At 40.4% G+C, this 20,273-nt stretch carries 19 protein-coding genes; 13 read left to right on the top strand and 6 right to left on the bottom strand.

Annotation, left to right across the window (positions count from 1 at the left end):
- Positions 1 to 569 precede the first annotated feature (569 nt).
- Together ltrA and NSS77_RS12445 are read left to right on the top strand one after the other, a co-directional pair.
- Positions 570 to 1,826 (top strand): group II intron reverse transcriptase/maturase, encoded by a 1,257-nt coding sequence (ltrA, locus tag NSS77_RS12440; RefSeq protein WP_342471184.1) that lies wholly within the window; start codon positions 570 to 572, stop codon positions 1,824 to 1,826.
- Between the two features lie 505 nt (positions 1,827 to 2,331).
- The gene (locus tag NSS77_RS12445; protein ID WP_342469018.1) at positions 2,332 to 2,469 is read left to right on the top strand and encodes a hypothetical protein; all 138 of its coding nucleotides are present in this window, start codon (positions 2,332 to 2,334) and stop codon (positions 2,467 to 2,469) included.
- Between the two features lie 110 nt (positions 2,470 to 2,579).
- Here the strand turns inward: NSS77_RS12445 and NSS77_RS12450 are convergent, their stop codons facing one another.
- Together NSS77_RS12450 and NSS77_RS12455 are read right to left on the bottom strand one after the other, a co-directional pair.
- Positions 2,580 to 3,356, bottom strand: a complete 777-nt coding sequence (locus tag NSS77_RS12450) for an IclR family transcriptional regulator (RefSeq protein ID WP_342469019.1) — start codon at positions 3,354 to 3,356, stop codon at positions 2,580 to 2,582.
- The gene (locus NSS77_RS12455) at positions 3,337 to 4,125 is read right to left on the bottom strand and encodes an IclR family transcriptional regulator (protein ID WP_342469020.1); all 789 of its coding nucleotides are present in this window, start codon (positions 4,123 to 4,125) and stop codon (positions 3,337 to 3,339) included. Before NSS77_RS12455 ends, NSS77_RS12450 begins: the two co-directional genes overlap by 20 nt.
- Before the next feature lie 183 nt (positions 4,126 to 4,308).
- On the opposite strand from NSS77_RS12455, the gene NSS77_RS12460 reads away from it, so the two are divergent.
- The 6 genes from NSS77_RS12460 to NSS77_RS12485 all read left to right on the top strand — a co-directional run bounded on the left by NSS77_RS12460 (position 4,309) and on the right by NSS77_RS12485 (position 10,659).
- A complete protein-coding gene (locus tag NSS77_RS12460) occupies positions 4,309 to 5,607 on the top strand; it encodes an AMP-binding protein (protein WP_342469021.1) in 1,299 nt (432 codons plus the stop codon).
- Positions 5,591 to 5,998, top strand: coding sequence for a thioesterase family protein (locus tag NSS77_RS12465; RefSeq protein ID WP_342469022.1), 408 nt, complete (start codon positions 5,591 to 5,593; stop codon positions 5,996 to 5,998). The genes NSS77_RS12460 and NSS77_RS12465 overlap by 17 nt, the downstream gene beginning before the upstream one ends.
- 5 nt (positions 5,999 to 6,003) lie before the next feature.
- Positions 6,004 to 7,218 (top strand): FAD-dependent monooxygenase, encoded by a 1,215-nt coding sequence (locus NSS77_RS12470; protein ID WP_342469023.1) that lies wholly within the window; start codon positions 6,004 to 6,006, stop codon positions 7,216 to 7,218.
- Positions 7,219 to 7,287: 69 nt separating this feature from the next.
- Entirely contained in the window at positions 7,288 to 8,736 is a 1,449-nt protein-coding gene (locus NSS77_RS12475) for an MFS transporter (protein ID WP_342469024.1), read from the top strand.
- Between the two features lie 472 nt (positions 8,737 to 9,208).
- Positions 9,209 to 10,357, top strand: a complete 1,149-nt coding sequence (locus NSS77_RS12480; RefSeq protein ID WP_342471276.1) for a diguanylate cyclase — start codon at positions 9,209 to 9,211, stop codon at positions 10,355 to 10,357.
- A 161-nt stretch (positions 10,358 to 10,518) separates the two neighbouring features.
- On the top strand, positions 10,519 to 10,659 hold the full coding sequence (locus NSS77_RS12485; RefSeq protein WP_342469025.1) for a hypothetical protein: 141 nt from the start codon (positions 10,519 to 10,521) through the stop codon (positions 10,657 to 10,659).
- Between the two features lie 887 nt (positions 10,660 to 11,546).
- Here the strand turns inward: NSS77_RS12485 and NSS77_RS12490 are convergent.
- Positions 11,547 to 12,581, bottom strand: coding sequence for a hypothetical protein (locus NSS77_RS12490; RefSeq protein ID WP_342469026.1), 1,035 nt, complete (start codon positions 12,579 to 12,581; stop codon positions 11,547 to 11,549).
- Between the two features lie 244 nt (positions 12,582 to 12,825).
- Here NSS77_RS12490 and NSS77_RS12495 point away from each other — a divergent pair, with 244 nt between their 5' ends.
- From NSS77_RS12495 to NSS77_RS12505, 3 genes are all read left to right on the top strand, one after another.
- The gene (locus NSS77_RS12495; RefSeq protein WP_342469027.1) at positions 12,826 to 13,326 is read left to right on the top strand and encodes a hypothetical protein; all 501 of its coding nucleotides are present in this window, start codon (positions 12,826 to 12,828) and stop codon (positions 13,324 to 13,326) included.
- A 141-nt stretch (positions 13,327 to 13,467) separates the two neighbouring features.
- A complete protein-coding gene (locus NSS77_RS12500) occupies positions 13,468 to 13,917 on the top strand; it encodes a hypothetical protein (protein ID WP_342469028.1) in 450 nt (149 codons plus the stop codon).
- Positions 13,918 to 14,240: 323 nt separating this feature from the next.
- Positions 14,241 to 15,521 carry an IS4 family transposase gene (locus NSS77_RS12505; RefSeq protein ID WP_342471212.1) on the top strand — a complete coding sequence of 427 codons (1,281 nt, stop codon included), beginning with the start codon at positions 14,241 to 14,243 and terminating at the stop codon, positions 15,519 to 15,521.
- A gap of 695 nt (positions 15,522 to 16,216) precedes the next feature.
- Here NSS77_RS12505 and NSS77_RS12510 read toward each other — a convergent pair.
- From NSS77_RS12510 to NSS77_RS12520, 3 genes are all read right to left on the bottom strand, one after another.
- Entirely contained in the window at positions 16,217 to 16,963 is a 747-nt protein-coding gene (locus NSS77_RS12510; RefSeq protein WP_342469029.1) for an amino acid ABC transporter ATP-binding protein, read from the bottom strand.
- An 11-nt stretch (positions 16,964 to 16,974) separates the two neighbouring features.
- Entirely contained in the window at positions 16,975 to 17,631 is a 657-nt protein-coding gene (locus NSS77_RS12515) for an amino acid ABC transporter permease (protein ID WP_342469031.1), read from the bottom strand.
- An 82-nt stretch (positions 17,632 to 17,713) separates the two neighbouring features.
- Positions 17,714 to 18,514 (bottom strand): amino acid ABC transporter substrate-binding protein, encoded by an 801-nt coding sequence (locus NSS77_RS12520; RefSeq protein WP_342469032.1) that lies wholly within the window; start codon positions 18,512 to 18,514, stop codon positions 17,714 to 17,716.
- A gap of 332 nt (positions 18,515 to 18,846) precedes the next feature.
- Between NSS77_RS12520 and NSS77_RS12525 the strand changes: the two genes are divergently transcribed.
- Both NSS77_RS12525 and NSS77_RS12530 read left to right on the top strand, forming a co-directional pair.
- Positions 18,847 to 19,284, top strand: coding sequence for a GNAT family N-acetyltransferase (locus tag NSS77_RS12525; RefSeq protein ID WP_342471277.1), 438 nt, complete (start codon positions 18,847 to 18,849; stop codon positions 19,282 to 19,284).
- 163 nt (positions 19,285 to 19,447) lie between these two features.
- The gene (locus tag NSS77_RS12530; RefSeq protein WP_342469033.1) at positions 19,448 to 20,209 is read left to right on the top strand and encodes a formate/nitrite transporter family protein; all 762 of its coding nucleotides are present in this window, start codon (positions 19,448 to 19,450) and stop codon (positions 20,207 to 20,209) included.
- The last annotated feature ends 64 nt before the right edge of the window (positions 20,210 to 20,273 follow it).

Below are 20,273 nucleotides of genomic sequence, written 5' to 3' on the forward strand. Positions count from 1 at the left end.
TTGAAGGTGCTGCTTTTCTTTGTGCGCCCGGCATGTACATGAACTATAGGGTGTAAGTCCCGAACCCCGAAGACAGAAGTAGAGGTTAGCCAAGAGCAAGGGTGTCCGTGGTGACGCGGAATCTGAAGGAAGCTGGAGGCAAAACACCGGTCCGAGGAACACGAACCTCATATAAGGCTAGGTATGATTGAGTGAGTTTGCGAAACAAAACAAAGCTCTTTCTGTCGAAGGTCATATCGAGTAAATGAGGCGGATAGATGGTGTGAAAGTGCATGTACTTACCCGGGGAGGTCTGGCGGATAGGTGAAGTACGCTTCATAACCTACTTAGTGATCAGTAGCTGAACCGTCAGAAGTCAGCAGAGGTCATAGTATTAGTTGGTCTAGAACAACTGAGAAGGACCGAACAATTAAGAGAGAATAGCCCTTGGCATTCAGTGAGTCATGATGAACACAGAAAACGTAGTACCTCACTTGAGGGAGGAAGCGGTGAATCCCGTGGGAGACCTCTTGGAGGGTGGAGTGACCACTGGCATAAGAAGACAAGCTATTCACGGAAGGAGAATAACGATGCTTTTGAATCAAATCCTGTCACGGGAGAACATGCTTCAAGCACTAAAACGTGTAGAACAGAATAAAGGAAGCCACGGAGTAGATATGATGCCCGTACAAAACCTACGACAGCACATAGTTGAAAACTGGCTATCGATTAAAGAAGCAATTCTCAAGGGAACTTATGAACCGATGCCAGTCCGCAGAGTCGAAATCCCGAAACCTGATGGCGGTGCTCGTTTACTAGGAATCCCTACCGTAACAGACCGTTTGATTCAACAAGCAATCGCCCAAGTACTTTCAAAAGTGTATGACCCTACATTCTCTGAAAACAGCTACGGATTTCGACCAAACCGAAGTGCTCATGATGCGGTGAGGAAAGCGAAAGAATATATAAGAGATGGATATCGATGGGTTGTAGATATGGACTTGGAGAAATTCTTTGATAAGGTCAACCATGACAGATTAATGGGTACACTCGCGAAGAGAATCCAAGATAAACCATTACTGAAATTGATTCGTAAGTATTTACAATCGGGAGTCATGATAAATGGTGTGGTGTCAAGCACATTAGAAGGAACTCCACAAGGAGGACCATTAAGTCCGCTACTGTCTAATATTGTACTAGATGAACTAGATAAAGAATTGGAAAGAAGAGGACACAAATTCGTTCGATATGCGGATGACTGTAACATTTACGTGAAAAGTAAACGAGCAGGACTTCGCACAATGGCAAGCATTCAACGATTCATTGAAGGAAAACTACGACTGAAAGTAAATGAAAAGAAATCAGCGGTCGACCGTCCATGGAAACGTAAGTTTCTAGGATTTAGCTTTACCTATCATAAAGAGCCAAAGGTTCGTATCGCAAAAGAAAGCCTTAAACGAATGAAGAATAAAGTTCGTGAAATCACATCACGCAAGATGCCCTACCCGATGGAATACCGCATTCAGAAACTGAATCAATATCTAATGGGATGGTGTGGATATTTTGCGTTAGCAGACACCAAATCTACATTCCTTGAATTAGATAAATGGATTCGTAGAAGACTTCGAATGTGTCTATGGAAGAACTGGAAGAAACCGAAAACAAAGATGCGCAACCTTATTCAACTTGGCGTACCACAATGGCAAGCGTATGAATGGGGAAATACTCGGAAGAGTTATTGGCGTATTTCAAAAAGTCCAATATTACACAGAACCCTTGGTAACTCCTATTGGAGAAACCAAGGGCTGAAAAGTCTTGAAGCTCGTTATGAAAACTTGCGTCAATGATCTTAATTGAACCGCCGTATACGGAACCGTACGTACGGTGGTGTGAGAGGACGGGAGTTAATCGCTCCCTCCTACTCGATTTTGTGCGCCCGGCATGTACATGAACGATAGGGTGTAAGTCCCGAACCCCGAAGACAGAAGTAGAGGTTAGCTCAACACAATGGTGTCCGTGGTGACGCGGAATCTGAAGGAAGCAGGAGGCAAAACACCGGTCCGAGGAACACGAACCTCATATAAGGCTAGGTATGATTGAGTGAGTTTGCATAACAAAACAAAGCTCTTTCTGTCGAAGGTCATATCGAGTAAATGAGGCGGATAGATGGTGTGAAAGTGCATGTACTTACCCGGGGAGGTCTGGCGGATATGTGAAATACTCTTCGTAACCTACTTAGTGATAAGTAGCTGAACCGTCAGAAGTCAGCAGAGGTCATAGTATTAGTTGGTCTAGAACAACTAAGAAGGACCGAACAATGAAGAGAGAATAGCCCTTGGCATTCAGTGAGTCATGATGAACACAGAAAACGTAGTACCTCACTTGAGGAAGGAAGCGGTGAATCCCGTGGGGGACCTCTTGGAGGGTGGAGTGACCACTGGCATAAAAAGAACAGCTATTCACGGAAGTTATGAAAACTTGCGTCAATGATCTTAATTGAACCGCCGTATACGGAACCGTACGTACGGTGGTGTGAGAGGACGGGAGTTAATCGCTCCCTCCTACTCGATTTCCGTCCTGCGCATGATTTCATCTACCTACTAATCATAGTAACCATATATTTTTGAAATCTCTTTTGCTGTATCTTTAATGGCAACGATCAATTTCTCTTCAATCGTCGGGGTTATACAATCATTTTTTGAAATCACCGCAAGTGATAAAAAGATTTCACCGGTATAATCCCGGATTGGGGCGGCATAACCGGAATAACCAACTGCGTACGTATCCTTCATTATCGCAAAACCCTGGGAACGGACTTTGATGAGTTCATCCCGCAGTTCATCCGGATCGGTCAACGTGTAAGGGGTATGTTGTTTCAATGGTTTCGATAAAATATAGTCAATGATTTGCCGGTTTTTGTATGCCAAAATGGCCATTCCTTCCGCTGTACAGTGGATATCATTTTGCCGGCCGGTTCTGGTTATAAGCTTCATCGGAATGTTTCCCGTTTCTCTCATCAAATAGGTGACTTTTTGTTGCTCCATCATGCAAATGTGAATGGGCAAGTTGAATTTTTTTACAAATTGCTGCAGCAGCGGCCGCGCATCATCGAAAAAATCAATGTGATACTTCACAATTCCTCCAAGAGCTAAAATGGAAAATCCTAATTTATACTTTCCCGTTTTCCGGTCTTGGATCAAAAATCCTTCTTCCACCATTTCTTTTAACAGGCGATGAACAGAGGATTTCGGAAGCTCCATCAATTGGGAAATTTCAGTGACCGAAAGCTCTTGCCTCCGGTTTTTAAACAATTTTAAAATCTGTAACGCTTTTTTGACCGATTGAACAAAATATTTTTCATCCAATGTATGTTTCATGAATCAACGGCTCCTTCGAATGTTGGATCATGCATGATATTTCTTTGCTTGTTTCTTTCACCAGCTGGGTGATTTTCGAAAGTTGCGGCTTCATGCGTGCATGCAATCCCGCTATGCTGATGGAAGCCAAAACTTCCCCATCCTTGTTAAAAATAGGCGCACCAACAGCAAGGACGTCTTCCACCATTTCCCGTTCGCTGATAAAGTATCCTTTTGCCCGTCCATCTTCCAAGCGTTTCAACAATTGTTCGATGGAAGAGATGGAATACTTTGTGGGGCGTTCGAATCCGTCCGCATACCATTCACGGATGGTTTGTTCATCCACATAAGCAAGCAAAGCAAGCCCCGATGCCGTGCAATGGGCAGGATTCCGCTTTCCGATATGAGATTGCAAATGGATCCGGTATTGATTATCTTCTTTTTTTAAATAGATCACTTCTTTTCTTTGCAATACGGCAATATGGGAAGATTCCCCGGTTTCCTCCGTACATTTTTTCAAATACCTCGTCATTTCTTTCAATGGGTAAAACCCCTCTAACATGATATTGGCCAAATATAAAACGGAAAGTCCCAAATGGTATGTATTGGAACGGGTATTTTGCACGATAAATCCTTCGCTCTCCAATGTTTGAAGCAAACGGCAGGCGGTGCTTTTTGAAATGCCGTTATTGGCAGCGAATTCGTCAAGCGTCAGTTCGGTGTGATCAACGGAAAACGTTTTTAAAATCCGCAAAGCATTCTTCAAAGAACTGTTGGAAGTTCTCATCATTCATTTCCCCTTTATTCCGGTTTAATAAAAAATATGCATGAAACATTAAAATTTTTCAAATAAGAGAAATTTTAGCAATTATTTTTTTGCATGTTCCGCATAGCGGAATATGATTCTTCTATATTCAATATTTTCAAACTATTATCACTATTACAATAGTTTTTTTACTAAAGGGGGATCGCGATGGCAATCCATCAAGTCTATGAAACGAAAGTGGGTTTGAGAGATTATCAATTTCAACGGCTCAATGAATTGTTGTTATTTGTTGGCCGGTTTAATGGTTTTTATAAAGAGAAATTGGATGGCATTCATTTACCCATAAAAAATTTTGAAGATTTAAAGCGCTTACCATTTACAACGAAAAAGGAACTCGCGCAAGATCAAATCGATTATCCGCCATTTGGACGGAACCACACCTATCCAACGGAAAATTATATCCGTTACCATCAAACTTCCGGAACTACCGGAAGGCCTTTGAAAATATTGGATACCCGAAAAAGTTGGGAATGGTGGACGAACTGTTGGGTGGAAGTGTTAAAAAGTGCGGGAGTGACCCAGTTTGACCGATGCTATTTGGCCTTTTCCTTTGGACCGTTCATCGGCTTTTGGGCGGCTTATGATGGCATCCAGAAATTAGGTGCGCTCGCCATTCCCGGTGGTTCAATGTCTTCGGAGGAGCGCTTAAATAGCATGATCCAAAATCATGCAACCGTTTTATTATGTACACCAAGTTATGCGTTGCACCTTGCGGAAGTGGCGGAGAAGGTAGGGATCGATATGAAAAACTCCAGCATCCAAAAAATCATTTCCGCAGGGGAGCCGGGGGGATCCATTCCGTCCGTCCGTCAACAAATCGAAAATTTATTTGGCGCCAAATTATATGACCATGTGGGAATGACCGAGATGGGCGCATATGGGTATTCCTGTCAAAAACGAAATGGCATTCATGTAAATGAAAAAGAATTCATTGTTGAAATCATCAATCCTGACACATTGGAACATGTAAAGCCTGGAGAAAAAGGGGAACTTGTCCTGACAAATTTAGGGCGATACGGTTATCCGATGATTCGATACAGAACGGGAGATGTCGTGATCTATCAAAAGGAACCTTGTGTTTGCGGCAACCCGCATCTGTTTTTGCCTGGCGGTATTGTGGGCCGGGCCGATGATATGGTCGTCATTCGGGGAATGAATATTTATCCGACTTCGATTGAGGCAATAATTCGGGAATTCCCTGAAATTAAAGAATTCCGGATCGTTTACTATACAGAACGGGAAATGGACCAAGTGAAAGTGCTGATTGAAGGTCCGGAAAATGCCGTTGAGCCGCTCGCAAGACTGTTGCGCGTCAGAATTGGACTGAGAATTGAAGTGGAGCGGGTGGAAAATAATCATTTAACCCGCTTTGAAATGAAGGCAAAACGGGTGATTGACCAAAGGGAATCGAAAGTCAGGGGAAATGTCAATGGAATATCAATTTAAAATCCAGTTTGGTGATACGGATGCGGCCGGCATTGTTTACTATCCGAATTATTATCGGTATATGGACAATGCGACCCATGCATTTTTTGAACAAATCGGTTTTCCAACTCAAGAATTATTGGAAAAGCGTTACTCAATTCCACTGCTTGAAGCTCATTGCAATTTTTTTGCACCAGGCTATTTTCATCGGATCATTACCGTGACAACGAAAGTGGAGGAACTTCGGGAAAAGGTATTCAAATTGGCCCATCAATTTAAAGATGGGGAAACCGTCATCGCACAAGGTTATGAGGTGCGTGCCTGGGTTTCTCTGAAAGGGGAAAAGCCAAAAGCTCAACCGATACCGGAAGAGCTTAAACATAAATTACAGCAATATCAAATAGGAGGGTAAAAAATATGACAAATGAAAGAGATGTATTGGTGATCGGTGCAGGTCCGGTAGGGATGACTGCAGCTCTTGCATTGCACAACTTAGGGTTGAAGGCGACGATTTTGGAAGCGGAAAAGGAAGGAAGGGTGCGTCCGGGAAGCCGCGCGATTTATATTCATAAGGCAACCCTTGAATTTCTGGAACAAATTTCACCGGGGTTGGGCAAAAAGCTTGCGGACATAGGAATCGTATGGCAAGTGAAAAGGACTTTTTACAAAGGGGAAGAAGTGTATAAACGGGTGTACGAGCCACCTAAACCAAATACAATTCCCGCTTTTACAAGTTTGCATCAACACGAAATTGAAAAAGCGATGTATCAGGCATGTATTGAAGCGGGAGTGGAGTTTGTTTGGGATGAAAAAGTGACGAATGTGAAAACTTCCGAAGAGGGCGTAACCGTCGAAACGGAAAAGGGAGAATGGAAAACTAAATACGTCATCGCTTGTGATGGAGCCCGGTCGGTTGTGAGAAATTCGGTCGGCATCAAATTTGAAGGGCCGAGAAAGTCCGATGCATTCGTCGTGGTTGATGTGGCGGAAGATGAAAAAAATCCGTTGCCGATTGAACGGGTATTCCACTATCAACATCCAAATGTTGATGGAAGAAATGTGCTGTATGTTCCATTCAGAGGAGGTTGGCGAATCGATCTTCAATTATTTGAAGAAGATGACCGGGAATATTATGGTTCAGAAGCCGGAGTCCGCGAATGGCTTCCAAAAGTGATGGATCCAAAATATGCAGACCGTATTACGTGGATTTCAACATATACCTTCTATCAAGTAGTGGCGGAAACATATACCGATCAGCATAACCGGGTGATTTTGGCGGGTGAGGCGGCACATCTCTTTGCACCATTTGGGGCGCGCGGCTTGAATTCCGGGGTGCCGGATGCGATTGTCGCGGCGAAAGGCATCCAAAAAGCGCTTGAAGTGGAGTCCAATGAAGAGGAGCGCAAAAAACATATTCAAGCGGCAGCCGATGAGCGGTTAAAAGCAGGCCGTTGGAACCGGCATTGTTCCAACCTCGCCCTGGAACATATCCAAGGAACAAACGAAGACATCAAATTACGGAGAGAGATTGCCGCATTTTTGGCACCACATATTCCAAGTCTCGGAAGATGGCTGGATGAAGGTCCATTCGGGCCACGAACAGGGCATCCGGAGTTAGCGACAAAATATTAATTCGATGGTTGGAAGGAAGGGAATCGTGACCTTCCTTCCCATTTTCTTTTCAAACAAAGGGGGAAAATGATGTATACAAAACCGTATAAGCGAGTATGGGGAATGCTGTTTTTAGGTTGGGTCTTCGCATATTTTGATCGCACGATTACTGGTCCGGTCGTTTCTTGGATGATTGCCAATGATGCCGCTTTGATAGCGGAATCTTCAAATCCGTATGCTCTCGGCGGATTGCTCGGCAGTTTATTTTTTGCAGGGTATATGTTGACCCAATTTCCAGGCGGTTATTTTGGGGATCGATACGGCCACCGGAATATGGTCATCCTGAGTATACTGTGGGCTGGAATTACAACCTTTTTTACTGGCCTTTTAGAAGGATTGTTCGTATTTGTTGCATTGCGCATTTTGACAGGATTAGGTGAAGGGGCGTTTTATTCGAATGACCGTTCACTGATTGCCCAAGTGACTCCTCCAAAAAAGGTGGGGCTTGGCATGGGCATTGTCATGGGCGGCCTATCTGTAGGTTTGACCCTTGGATTGGTTGGAACGATTTATTTAATTGAATGGGCTGCACCGTTTTTGGGAACGGATGCTTGGAAATCACCATTCTTAATTTTAGGGGCCCTTACGATATTGTTTGGATTGATTATGCTGAAAGGGATTCCAAACAATATCGACGAAAAATCGAAACCGGGTGGATTGATAAAGTCGGTCAAAGGATTGGGAAGTTATTCCCTGCTCTTTTTGGCCATTATTTTAACGGTTTTTATTGTGACGAATAATCTGGGATTATCTGAAGGAATGATGGCGGCCATTTTTACGGTATTCTCCATTTTATTTGTGGTCTATATTTATCAGTCCAAGAAAGAAGTGCGTCCTGTACTAAAAAATCGGAATTTGTTTTTACTTTATCTTTCAGCGATTCCCATCATGTGGCATTTATGGTTTTACAGTTTCTGGTCCGTTTCCATCGTACAGGAATTTGGAGGAGGGACGCTCCTTACTGCTGCCCTCGTCGCATCATTTAATGCCATTGCCGGCTTAATCGGTTTCCCATTAGGCGGATTGATTTCGGATAGAGTGTCCCATTCGGAAAATGGGCGTCGCAATGTCTTACTGGTTTTAACTGTATTTTTTGCATTATCCGTTTTCCTGTTCGCTTTTTATTTAATGAGCGGTGCTTCCAATTTGGTCGTTATGTCCCTCATTTTGTTCATTTCAGGCATTTTGTTTTTTGCCGTACAATCGATTCAACATGCTTTTGTCTCCGATTTGGCGCCGGTTGAACATCGCGGATCCGCTTTTGGTTTGTGGAATTTAATTGCGGAATTTGGCGCATTACTTTCCCCGGTTGTGTCAGGGGTGTTGAGAGATTCTACGAATGGCTGGAGCGCGCCGCTGTTGTTGGACGGCACTTTAGTCGCTGCAAGCTGTGTTTGTATTTTATTCATCGTCCAAAAAACAGGCAGCAAAGAAAAAATGGAAAAGCCGAGGACCAAAGAAGTAAGTATGACCCCATAAAATTTTTTACTTAATCGCAAAAGATTTTATTATTTTAAAATAATGAGGCTGGGACAAAAGATAAAAAACACCATTTTCTCACGGGAGAAAAATGGTGTTTTTTTGATAATTGAAGAAAATTGATTTCCGTTCCGGGGACGCTTTCCGCGGGCCCGGCTCGAGCCTCCTCGGAGCTCAATCCTTCGCTCCTGCGGGGTCTCGAGAGGGCTCGTCGCAGGAAAGCTTTTGCTTTGCGACTAAGCGTGCGCGACAGAAACTCGCCCCGTCACTCCAATCAATTTATTACAAAAAACCTTTTTGCAGCTCGTTCACTTTATTAGTTATGTCCCAGCCTCATTTTTGTTTATTGTAAATATTTGCAGTTATGTGATTTATATCATATAAATGGTAGATTGTTTGTACTATAATAAAAAAATATATATCATTATTGATAATTTAAAAATTAAATAAAGGACGAATGTATGTGGATATCATGAAGCAGGATATAAGCAGAGAACTTTTCATGGAGATTGATCAACTTCACACCATCACAAACATTAGTGAAAATTGTTCCGACTTATTAGGGTATGAACAAGATGAAATGATTGGTTCCAACTTTTATCAATATACAGTCGATTTTCATGAAAACCTTCTTCAATTCAGAGGAATAATTGAAATCCAACTGCGTGGGAAAAAGGGAAATGTCCGCACCTTTGATGTATTCGTTGTTCCTGATGCAATTGGAGGGGCTAAAATGTCACTCATTGACATTACGAAATATAAACAGATTGAAGAATCAGAAAAACGGTTTCGAATGATATTGGAAAATACGGATGATGTCGTTTATATGTATCAAATCCTTCCGGAAAGAAAATTTTTATATGTCAACAGTGCCATGGAGCGGGAAACAGGATATTCTTTGGAAGATTTTTACCACGATCCTGACCTTCCATTTAAAATCGTGCACCCTGAAGACCTGCATGTCCAATTAAAAAAAATAACCGGCACCACCAATTTCAGTGAACCGTTTCAAGCAAGATATATGAAAAAAAACGGCCAATATATTTGGTGTGAAGACCGGGTCATCCCTTTTTATAATCATAAGGGGAAGTTGGAAAAGATTGCCGGATTTAGCCGGGATGTTTCCGATCGGATAGCGCTTGAAAAGAAGCTGAAGGAACTCAGTTTTTACGATAGTTTAACCAGTCTCTTTAACCGGAATTATTATGAAAAACAGGAGGAAAAATTAAATACGAGGGATGACAGGCCCATCGGTATTATTATTTGCGATTTGGATAATTTGAAACATATTAATGATTCGCTTGGTCATACATATGGTGATAAATTGTTGATACAAATGGGGAATTTATTGAAAAATTCGCTTCAATCCGAAACCGTTGCCAGATACGGCGGGGACGAGTTTGTCATTTTAATCGAAAATACAACCGAGAGCAATGTGAAAACCATATTTACAAAAATCCGGAAAACCATTGATGAATATAACCGGACCCATGTGAATTTGCCGATTGAATTGTCGATGGGATGGGCGTTTTCACCCCATTCAATTGGTTACATGAAAAAAACTTTCAAAGAAGCCGACAGAATGATGTATGCTGAAAAATATAAAAAGAAAAAGATTTAATGGCCCGTATGGATAACAATCGAAAGTAATCAAAGCATGCATTTTATGAAGGTTGAAGCGGCGATTCCCCATTCTTTTTTTGTCAATTAATGAAGATGTGCCTAGATAGTGGCATTAGCATTTTCACTGAAGTTGTACAAACTAAGACAACGGAGGTGAAAATGATGAAAAGAAAACATAAAATGAACTTTAACAAAGGAAGCCAAAAGGAAAATCGTAGAAAAAGGGCGGAAGAATTGGCGAGAGAATTTGACCACCATGTCGCCAATATCCGAAACCGTAAAACCAATGACAAATCATAAAATTTGATGAAAGATCCAATTGAATGATGCTCCCCATCAGGAAAGGGAACATGTTCCTGAATGGGGATTTCCCCATTTTTTGCACTATGATAGACAGGCTGTGGAAAAAAACTGGTTGAGATAAAAACGATCGAATAGTCAATTGCCGGTTGGAACCGGATGCGCGGGTGATGCAATTGACGCCATTGGTGGGGATAGGAAAATTGGAAGGGCTGAAAGTAATAATAAATGGGCTTTGATTGAATGAATCAGTGATTATTTTACTATAAGATACTTGTGGATAAAATATTGCGAAAATTTCTTACTAAGTCCTTAGTATGAGAAGGTTTTGTCAGAAAAATCGTTAATTATGTTTTCAGTATTTTCATTATCAAAAAATTGATAGATAATTTAGGTATAGCGTAAAGAATATTTTTTTCAGCAACAATTGTTCCGGATGACTTCATTAATTACTATACCAACGTTGACAATGTTTTCTAAAAAACTTGATTAAATAATAACTCGTATTCGCCATCTAATATTTTTGAAGGGCAACAATCCGGTTGCCACTTTTCTTTCCGGTATTTCTTAAACGATGAATGTAATCATTGTTTGCTGAAGGAAGTATTCTTTACCTATTGACCTCTACCTTAATTGTAAAAAATAACTTTTTCAGTAGAGAGAAAGGGGACTGTCCGGAAAGTAATAATTTTCATGGCAGCCCTCACTTCTGATATTTTTTTAAGATTTTTGCTCCCGCGGTGGCCGCATCAAAGGCTCCACCCATGTCCAATGCATTTTCAGCGATTGCAATAGCTATGATTTATCTGTGGCTAACCGCGCGCAACAGCCACAAGGGGGCGGGTCGACCCAAATGTTTTTTTCAGACGCCCCCTTGAGATGACACGTCAAAAAAACAAAGACAGCTGTTCTTCCTCTTGATTGGCCTCATCATTTTCTTCCATTTCCAATTCGATGTTGAATAGATCATCATTCGGTTTGAATATGCAATCGGTCACACCCAATTTTTCAACTAAAATTAAATGGCCTTTTTCCGTTTGTTCGAGAAAATACTGAAGAATAGATGGCAAAATTCTTGGTCTTTTATGTATGCCTGCGGATAGGGTGCCATCTTGGCCGAAGTAATCGATTAATATATGGCAGATTTCAACGGTGCTGTGGATTCCATTTAGCACCAGCTGATAAGCGATCATTTCTTTCGTTGCATTGGGCGGAAGTGAACGGCGCACCCGCTCCACTATTTCTTCCAATTTTTTTCTTTCTTGTTCCAATTGTTCAAGCATATGATTTTTTTCTTCGATGAAAGCCTTCATTAACGCCTCTTCTTGCGCTTTCCGCATCTCTTTTTCCATTTTTCTCAGTTTCCGATATAAACGCTCGATTTGCCGATCCAACAAAGGAACATTTGCATGAATGTGCGCCTGGATATCTTCAGGCAAATCCATCCCATGGAAGGTGGTTTCCAGTAATTCATAACCATAGCGGTTTTCTTTTATTTTGATCAGCAATTCATCCATTTCCAAATTGATGAGAGAAAAATCTTTAATAAGATCTCTTAAAATGTCTTTGTCGATGCTTAAAAACTGCATGAAATGTTCTTCGCCATAATCGATGGTTTTTCCGGTGATTTCATGTTTCACTGTAAAAATGCGTCTCAATTTTCTATTGCAGGCGCATCTTCCAAGGTAGTTGCCTTTGCCGTGATCAATGTAATGATCGAGAATCCAATGGCTGGCGTCTTTTTCAATTTCCTCCAGTGAAATATCTTGTGAACGGACGAGCGTCACTTTTTTCTCTGCCATCAGATTAAAAAACTTTGTGCGAAAGCCTTGTTTGACATGTTTCATTAGGAAATCAAGCTGTTCTTGGGTTGCATAGGGGTATAGGGATTCGCGTTCTTCTTTCGTCAATGGTGGTTTCATTTGTACCGTCACCTTTCTGATCATCTAAATCGATCATATAGAGTCCATCGGATTGTGTCAAATTGCGGCGGAAAGGTTTACGTACAGATGAAGAGTAAATATTTGTTTTATTGGGATACTGAGAATGAAATGAATCGTTGATATTAAAAAAATTTTACAAATAAAAGGAAATTAATCTTTACACGAGAAACATATATAACAATATCATGATGGAAAGTTCAATTGCAGGAGAGGGTGTTGAAAATTGAAAAAGAAAATGATTGCATTAATCGTTTCGATGTTGCTTTTTCTCATTCTTTTTTTTGCAGGGTATCTTTATTACATGCTCCATTCGGATATGGAGGTCCGCACGGAAATCAGGCCGATCGATGACGAAACTTACCAAACATTGGGGGCATTGGAATATGTGGACCATCCGGAACAAAAAAATTTCCGGAACCTGCTTTTTACATTTAAATTTAAATATTCGGACGGGGTAGAAAATATTCAAACGGAATTGACCGAGCCGTTCAGCCAACTGTTGACTACGGATGTATATTGGTCGGGCGAAGGTTTTGAATATGATGATACAAAGCGAAAGGAATATACGGCAAAACAGGAAATCGTCCTTTATATGGGGGAAATTTCTGAAGATGAACTGATTGATTTGTTGAATGAAGGCATGTTTATTGTGACATGGACGGAAGATGGAAAGGAGAAACGCAAAGAATTTAAGATTGGAGAAACGGCCATATTCATCCAATGAGTTGAAAAGATCGGCGCATCTGAACCAACCTAATGAGTTTTCACAGAGTTTTAACTTTTCCATTCTACAATTTTGTTTGAAGGTGGTATAAACTAAAATAGGCATGATCAGTACGATAATTACTACAAAAGGATGATCGCATTGAAAAAATTACTGCTTGTTGCGCTAATATTTGTGGTTTTGGCGGGAGGATTCTTCATCTATTTGAAGTCGGCGCCCCCTTTGACTACCGGTGACATTGAAATCGGCGAAAATCATGATTCGGTTGTTATCGAATTAGGGAATAAGGGCTTTAGAGATTTAAAAGTGGACAGTGTACAAATAAATAATCATGCAGTTCCGAAAGATGCGAAAATTCAAGTGGGCAAATCTTTGAAAGATTTTGCAGCGGCCGTAGATGAAGATCCAGAAGCGGGGGAAGATGCCGAATTAAAAGAGATTGATGAGGTTTCCATTCCAAAAGGTACAAATCCAGGGGAATCATCAACCAAATACAGCCTTAAAGTAAGCCATGATGAAGATATTCACAATGTACATATCCGATATCGATATTTTGGCATTTTGTTCAGCGAAACAGTTGTTTTAAATTAATCAGAGGCTGTGAAAATTTAAAAGGGGCTGGGACGTGACCTGGCTTCAAGATGGAAAAAGAGGCTGGGACAAAAGATAAAAAACACCATTTTCTCACGGGAGAAAAATGGTGTTTTTTTGATAATTGAAGAAAATTGATTTCCGTTCCGGGGACGCTTTCCGCGGGCCCGGCTCGAGCCCAATGTCATCAACTTAATGTTACATTTAATGGAAAATAATATTTAATTTAACTTTTATAAAATTAGGTAATAAGCCTCTTGTAATTTTAAAAAGGACACCAAAATCGTTTTAGAAGCCAATTTTTGGTTAATAAAACGAGGATGGTGGTTTTTTTGAAAACAAAAAGTACTTTTTTAGGGGCAATTGAGATTACTCGAAAGTTGCTGAATGATGTGATGTTTATGCTTGAATCTCGGACAAAAGAAACGTATTTTACACGAAAAGAAAAGAAGTTAAATTTTAAAAATACTATTCTATTTAGCTTAAACTTTGTTAAAAAGAGCCTCCAAATTGAACTTGACGACTTTTTCGACAAATTTAATTTATCAGAAATTAGTATTTCCAAACAAGGCTATTCAGCCGCACGAAAAAAGATTTCTCCTCTCGCTTTTGTAAAACTTACAAAAGCGATTGTGAATTGGTATTATGAAGAAAATTCCTTTAAAACTTATCGTGGATTTAGACTTTGCGCAATCGATGGAAGTGTGCTCCAAATTCCTGATACTGAGGAGCTTCGAAATTATTTTGGGTATGGAAAAAATCATAAGACAAGTTATGCAAGAGCTAGTGCCTCTTGTATTTACGATCTTGAGAATGGAATCATTATTACTTCTAGAATCAATCCATATAAGGTAGCTGAGCGAGATAGTGCAAAGGATATGATTGAAGAACTCGTACAAATTGGATTAAAAAATGATCTTTTTTTATTTGATCGAGGGTATCCATCGAGAGATTTTATTGCCTATTTAGATGCCCTTGGTATCAAATATGTGATGCGATGTCAAAAAAATACGATAAAGGAAATTGTCGAAGCGAAAGATGCTGATCAAAACATTCATATAATACATAGGAAACAAGTGATTACTGCTCGTGTAGTTAGATTCCCACTGGATTCTGGCACGGAAGAAATACTTGTCACAAATTTAACCGAGGAAGAGTTTGATATCTCTGAGTTTAAATCTCTTTATTTTAAACGCTGGGGAATTGAAACAGAATATAATGATGTGAAAAATAAAATCGAAATAGAAAATTTCACGGGTAGTTCGAAAATCGCAATTGAACAAGATTTCTATGCATCAATATATTTATCGAATATGGTCAGTTTATTGAGAAATGATGCCAATGAAACAATTAATGAGGAGAGTAAGAAAAAAAGACGAAAACATGATTATCAAGTAAACACAAATATCTTAATAGGAAAATTAAAGGATAGGATGGTTCACTTATTATTAGAAGATTGTCCAATCAAAAGAGAGAGAATGTTTACAAAAATCATGAAAGTGATTATAAGAAATAAGACACCTATTCGGTCTGGGAGAAGCTACCCACGAAGGAATGGTCTGTTCTCAACAAAGTATCCCCTAAACCAAAAAAGGTGTCTATAAACAAAACATAGGATAAATATAACCTATTTGTTTATTAAATGTAAATAAATTAGGGGCTTAAAAAAATAAAAATTTAAGCCCCGGGCATCCTATTGCCTTTTTTAGCCGATTTTAGAAAATTATCAACACTTTGTAGGTTGAATAGTATTTTTAAAAGTAGACAGCCAGATGGTTGCCTACTAACTGTAAATTATTGGTTGAATAAGTTTCTGACATTGGGCTCGAGCCTCCTCGGAGCTCAAACCTTCGCTCCTGCGGGGTCTCGAGACTCGGGCTGTTCCCGCAGGAGTCGCCCCGTCACTCCAATCATTTTTCTGTGATATCAATTTTTTACAAAAAATTTTTTTGCAGCTCGTTCACTTTATTAGTTATGTCCCAGCCTCTTTTTCTATGTCTATCCAGTATTATTTGTAGTTCCCATTTTTCATTCACCATGGCTTTTCAATTGTTGCTTTTCTATGGCTGAACGAAACGGACAGACTGAACAGTTTCCACAATCATAGGTTTTTCATTAGAAACCTGTTTGATCTGTATGTATTTTTCATATGCTATAAATTGAAAATCAAGAACAGCCCATGAAATTTTATTTTGAAATTTCATGGGCTGTTTATATTTTTGAAGATGGTTTTGTCCCATTCTTTTTGGATATATGATACCGCTACCTCTTTTATTTTTCTTACGTTCCGGTCCTCCGATTATTTCCAGTTTTTATGCAAGAACGATTTTGTGCGTTCATGTTGAGGTTGTAGGAAGAATTGTTCCGGTTCATTTTCTTCGATAATTTCACCGCCATCCATAAATATGACGCGATTTGCCACTTCCCGTGCAAAGCCCATCTCATGGGTGACAACAATCATTGTCATATGTTCCTCCGCCAAATCTTTCATGACCTTCAATACTTCCCCTGTCAGTTCCGGGTCAAGGGCCGAAGTCGGCTCATCAAAAAGCAGGATCTGCGGGTTTAACATCAGTGCCCGGGCGATGGCAACACGCTGTTTTTGACCGCCGGAAAGATTGCTTGGATAGGCATCCGCTTTATCGGCTAAACCAACTTTCTGCAGCAAGTCGATACAACGTTTTTCGATTTCCGCCATGGACTCCGTTTTTCGAAGTTTCGGCGCCAACATCAGATTTTCTTTCACCGTCAAATGGGGGAACAAGTTAAAATGTTGAAACACCATGCCCATTTTTCCGGTTATTTTTCGGATTTCTGCCAGTTTTGCATATTGGCCGTTTTTCACTAAAAAGTCTCCGTCGATACAAATACTTCCGTCATCGATTTCTTCCAAATGAATCAAGCTCCGCAACAACGTGCTTTTTCCTGATCCGGATGGCCCGATGATCGCGACCACTTCCTTTTTATCCACGGAAAATGTGATGGATTTTAACACTTCCTGATTTCCAAAGGATTTTTTTAAGTTTGATACTTCAATCAACGCCATGATTTTCACCTCTATTCGTATTTATATCGACGTTCCAGCCATTTAAAGAATACGGTCAATACGAGCGTCATCGCCAAGTAGATGAGCCCGGCAATAAAGTAAGGGACAATGGTGAATTCCCGGTTCACCGCTGTTTGGGCAAAGTGCAAGAGTTCCGGCACCGCAACGGCGTAAAGCAAAGCCGTATCTTTAATGAGCGTAATGGATTCATTGGCGACTGCCGGCAGTGCGACACGGAACATTTGGGGCAGAATGACGCGAGTTGTCGTTTGCCATTTTGTCAAGCCGAGCACTTTCGCCGCTTCATATTGTCCTTTATCGATGGATAGTAGTCCCCCACGGAAGATTTCTGCAAAATATGCGGCATAGTTTAATACAAATCCAATACATGCCGCAACGAATCGGTCAAAGACTAAATATTCCCCTATCACCGGAATCATCGGCAGGCCAAAGCAGATTAACAGCAATTGTAAAAGAAGGGGAGTGCCGCGCATAACCGTAATATAGAGTTGGGCAAGCCAGGAGAGGGGCTTAAAGCGGCTGCGCACAGCCAGAGTGAGCAAAAAGCCCAATGGAATTGATATGAGTATGGCGATGAAGAAGAGCAAAACGGTCATTTGAGCTCCTTCCAACATCGGCCAAATAATCCTGTTCCAATAATCAACCATGATGTTTCCTCCCAAAAAATAAGAGTTCCATATCCTATGGAAACTCTTATCGAAATATTGGACCTCTTATTCTATCATAACATTATTTTAATACTCTATCTTCACCGAACCATTTTTCGGAAATTTCAGCGGCAGTGCCATCTTCATTCATTTCATCCAAAGCGGCTTGTAATTTTTCAAGCAATGCTTCGTTTCCTTTTTTCACACCTACACCATATTGTTCTGGAGCAAGTTCTTCATCCAAGATTTTGAATGTATCCGGTTCTTGTGTCATGTAATATTCAATGACGACTTTGTCAATTACAACCGCATCCACACGGCCATTTTTCAAATCTTGTAATGCAAGCACATTGTCTTTATATTCGTTCAGTTTCACTTCTTTGCTGATTGGATGTTCATTTAATGCATCCAAGGCGGAGGATAATGCTTGTACCCCCACTTGTTTGCCGGCAAGTTCATCGATTTTCTTGATAGGGGAATCAGCCAAAGTTACAACCACTTGGGCGTTTTCCAAATAAGGTTTTGTGAACAAGACTTTTTCTTTACGTTCATCAGTAATTGTGTAACCGTTCCAAATCAAGTCGATGCGGCCGCTGGATAATTCGCTTTCTTTTGTTGACCAATCGATTGGTTGGAATTCCACTTCCACACCCATTTTTTCAGCTGCGGCACGGGCCATGTCGATATCAAAACCGACGATTTCATTATTTTCATCACGGAATCCCATTGGTGCAAAATGGTCATCAATACCGATGATTAATTTTTCTTTATCCGCTGGTTCTTCTTTTGATCCATTCTTTTCATCATCTGAAGCTGAACCACATGCAGCTAAAACCATTACTGTCATTGCCATTAGGAATAATAAAGTGAATATACGCTTCATATCATACTCTCCTTAATATTAGTAATCTAACGATTTAGTAAACTAAAGTGCATTAGCAAAAAAAATGCAACACGAACGTTCGTGTTAAAAACTAATACAAAACTTCAGTTTTTTTATAATACCTTCGTCTTATATAGTAACCGCCATTGGGAACTATGTCTAGCCAAAAAATTTGACATTCTAACAAAAATGGATTAGTTTAAATTTTCTAACAATGAGTTTCCAAAAACATGTAGCAATAAGTACAATAATAACTGACCGATAAGTCTTATGCAGGAACAATTGGAAATTTGAAGATGGATGAAAAGAAGGGAGAAAGGGATGAAATTATGATTGAAGCAATTCGGGTGACAACGGAAGAGGAATTGGAAAAAGCCTTTGCCATTCGCAAGGAAGTGTTTGTGGAAGAGCAGGGGGTCCCGGAGGAAAATGAAATCGATGAGTATGATTCTTTGGAAGCACCATGCGACCATCTTCTGATTCTGGTCGATCAGAAACCGGTTGGGGCAGGAAGAATACGGTTTACCAATGGTTTTGGGAAATTGGAAAGAATTTGTGTGTTGAAACCTTATCGCAAACTGGGGATTGGCAAGGTGATTGTGCAAGAATTGGAAAAGATTGCGAAAGAAAAAGGATATTCAAAGGTAAAACTCCATTCACAAACACATGCAAACGCATTTTATGAACAGCTGGGGTATCAGATTCAATCTGATGTGTTTTATGAAGAAGGGATTCCCCATAATTTGATGGTGAAAACCCTCAAGGGATGAATATTGATTCTAAAAAAGAAAATTTATGTATTGACCGGGAATTGAACGGTTCATTAAAATAAATGAAAAATATTCTGAAAAGTGATATTGTCATATCCATCTTATTGATTCCATCTATTAATCTGGCATGGATTTCATAAATATTCATTAATGGGAGGTTTGAATGGAGCACAATCCGAAAGAGATTGCCCAAATCGCCATTCAAAAAGGGGAAGAAAAGGCGGAAATGCCCTTTTTCCAAATGTTCATTTTAGGGTTTTTGGGAGGGGCATTTATCTCCATCGGTTATCTTGCCTATGTACGTATGACTGGTACGATGCCCGAGGAATGGGGCAGTTTTGTAAACTTCATGGGGGCAAGCGTCTTCCCGATTGGCCTGGTGTTAATTTTGCTTGCCGGCGGAGAATTGGTGACTGGAAATATGATGGCCGTTGCCATGGCCTGTTTTGCCAAACGTATAAAACTGACAAAACTGGTCCGCAATTGGTTTTGGATTACGATTTTCAATTTTTTTGGCGCTTTATTTGTCGCTTATTTTTTCGGACATGTTGCCGGTCTGACGGAAGGGGCCTTTTTGGAGAAAACGGTTGGCGCAGCCAATGGAAAGGTGAGCGCCAGTTTTGTGGAAGCTTTTGTATCAGCCATCGGGTGCAACTGGCTTGTCGCGTTGGCGGTCTGGTTGTGCTATGGCACGTCTTCCTTTTCCGGGAAAATTTTGTCCATATGGTTTCCGATTATGACGTTCGTATTGATCGGTTTTCAACATGTCGTGGCAAATATGTTTATCATCCCTGCCGCCATCTTTGCCGGAGAAATGACGTGGGGGCAATATGTTTCCAACTTTGTTCCGGTATTTTTAGGAAATGCGGTGGGAGGAGCAATATTTGTAAGCATGTTTTATTATTTGGCTTATCTAAAAAAGTAAGCAGTCTCCATCTTTTGTGCCATCGAATGAACAATCATTCATTTGACGGAAGGAATGCTTTTTT

It is taken from the genome of Ureibacillus sp. FSL K6-3587 (assembly GCF_038593165.1).
Classification (GTDB): domain Bacteria; phylum Bacillota; class Bacilli; order Bacillales_A; family Planococcaceae; genus Ureibacillus; species Ureibacillus suwonensis.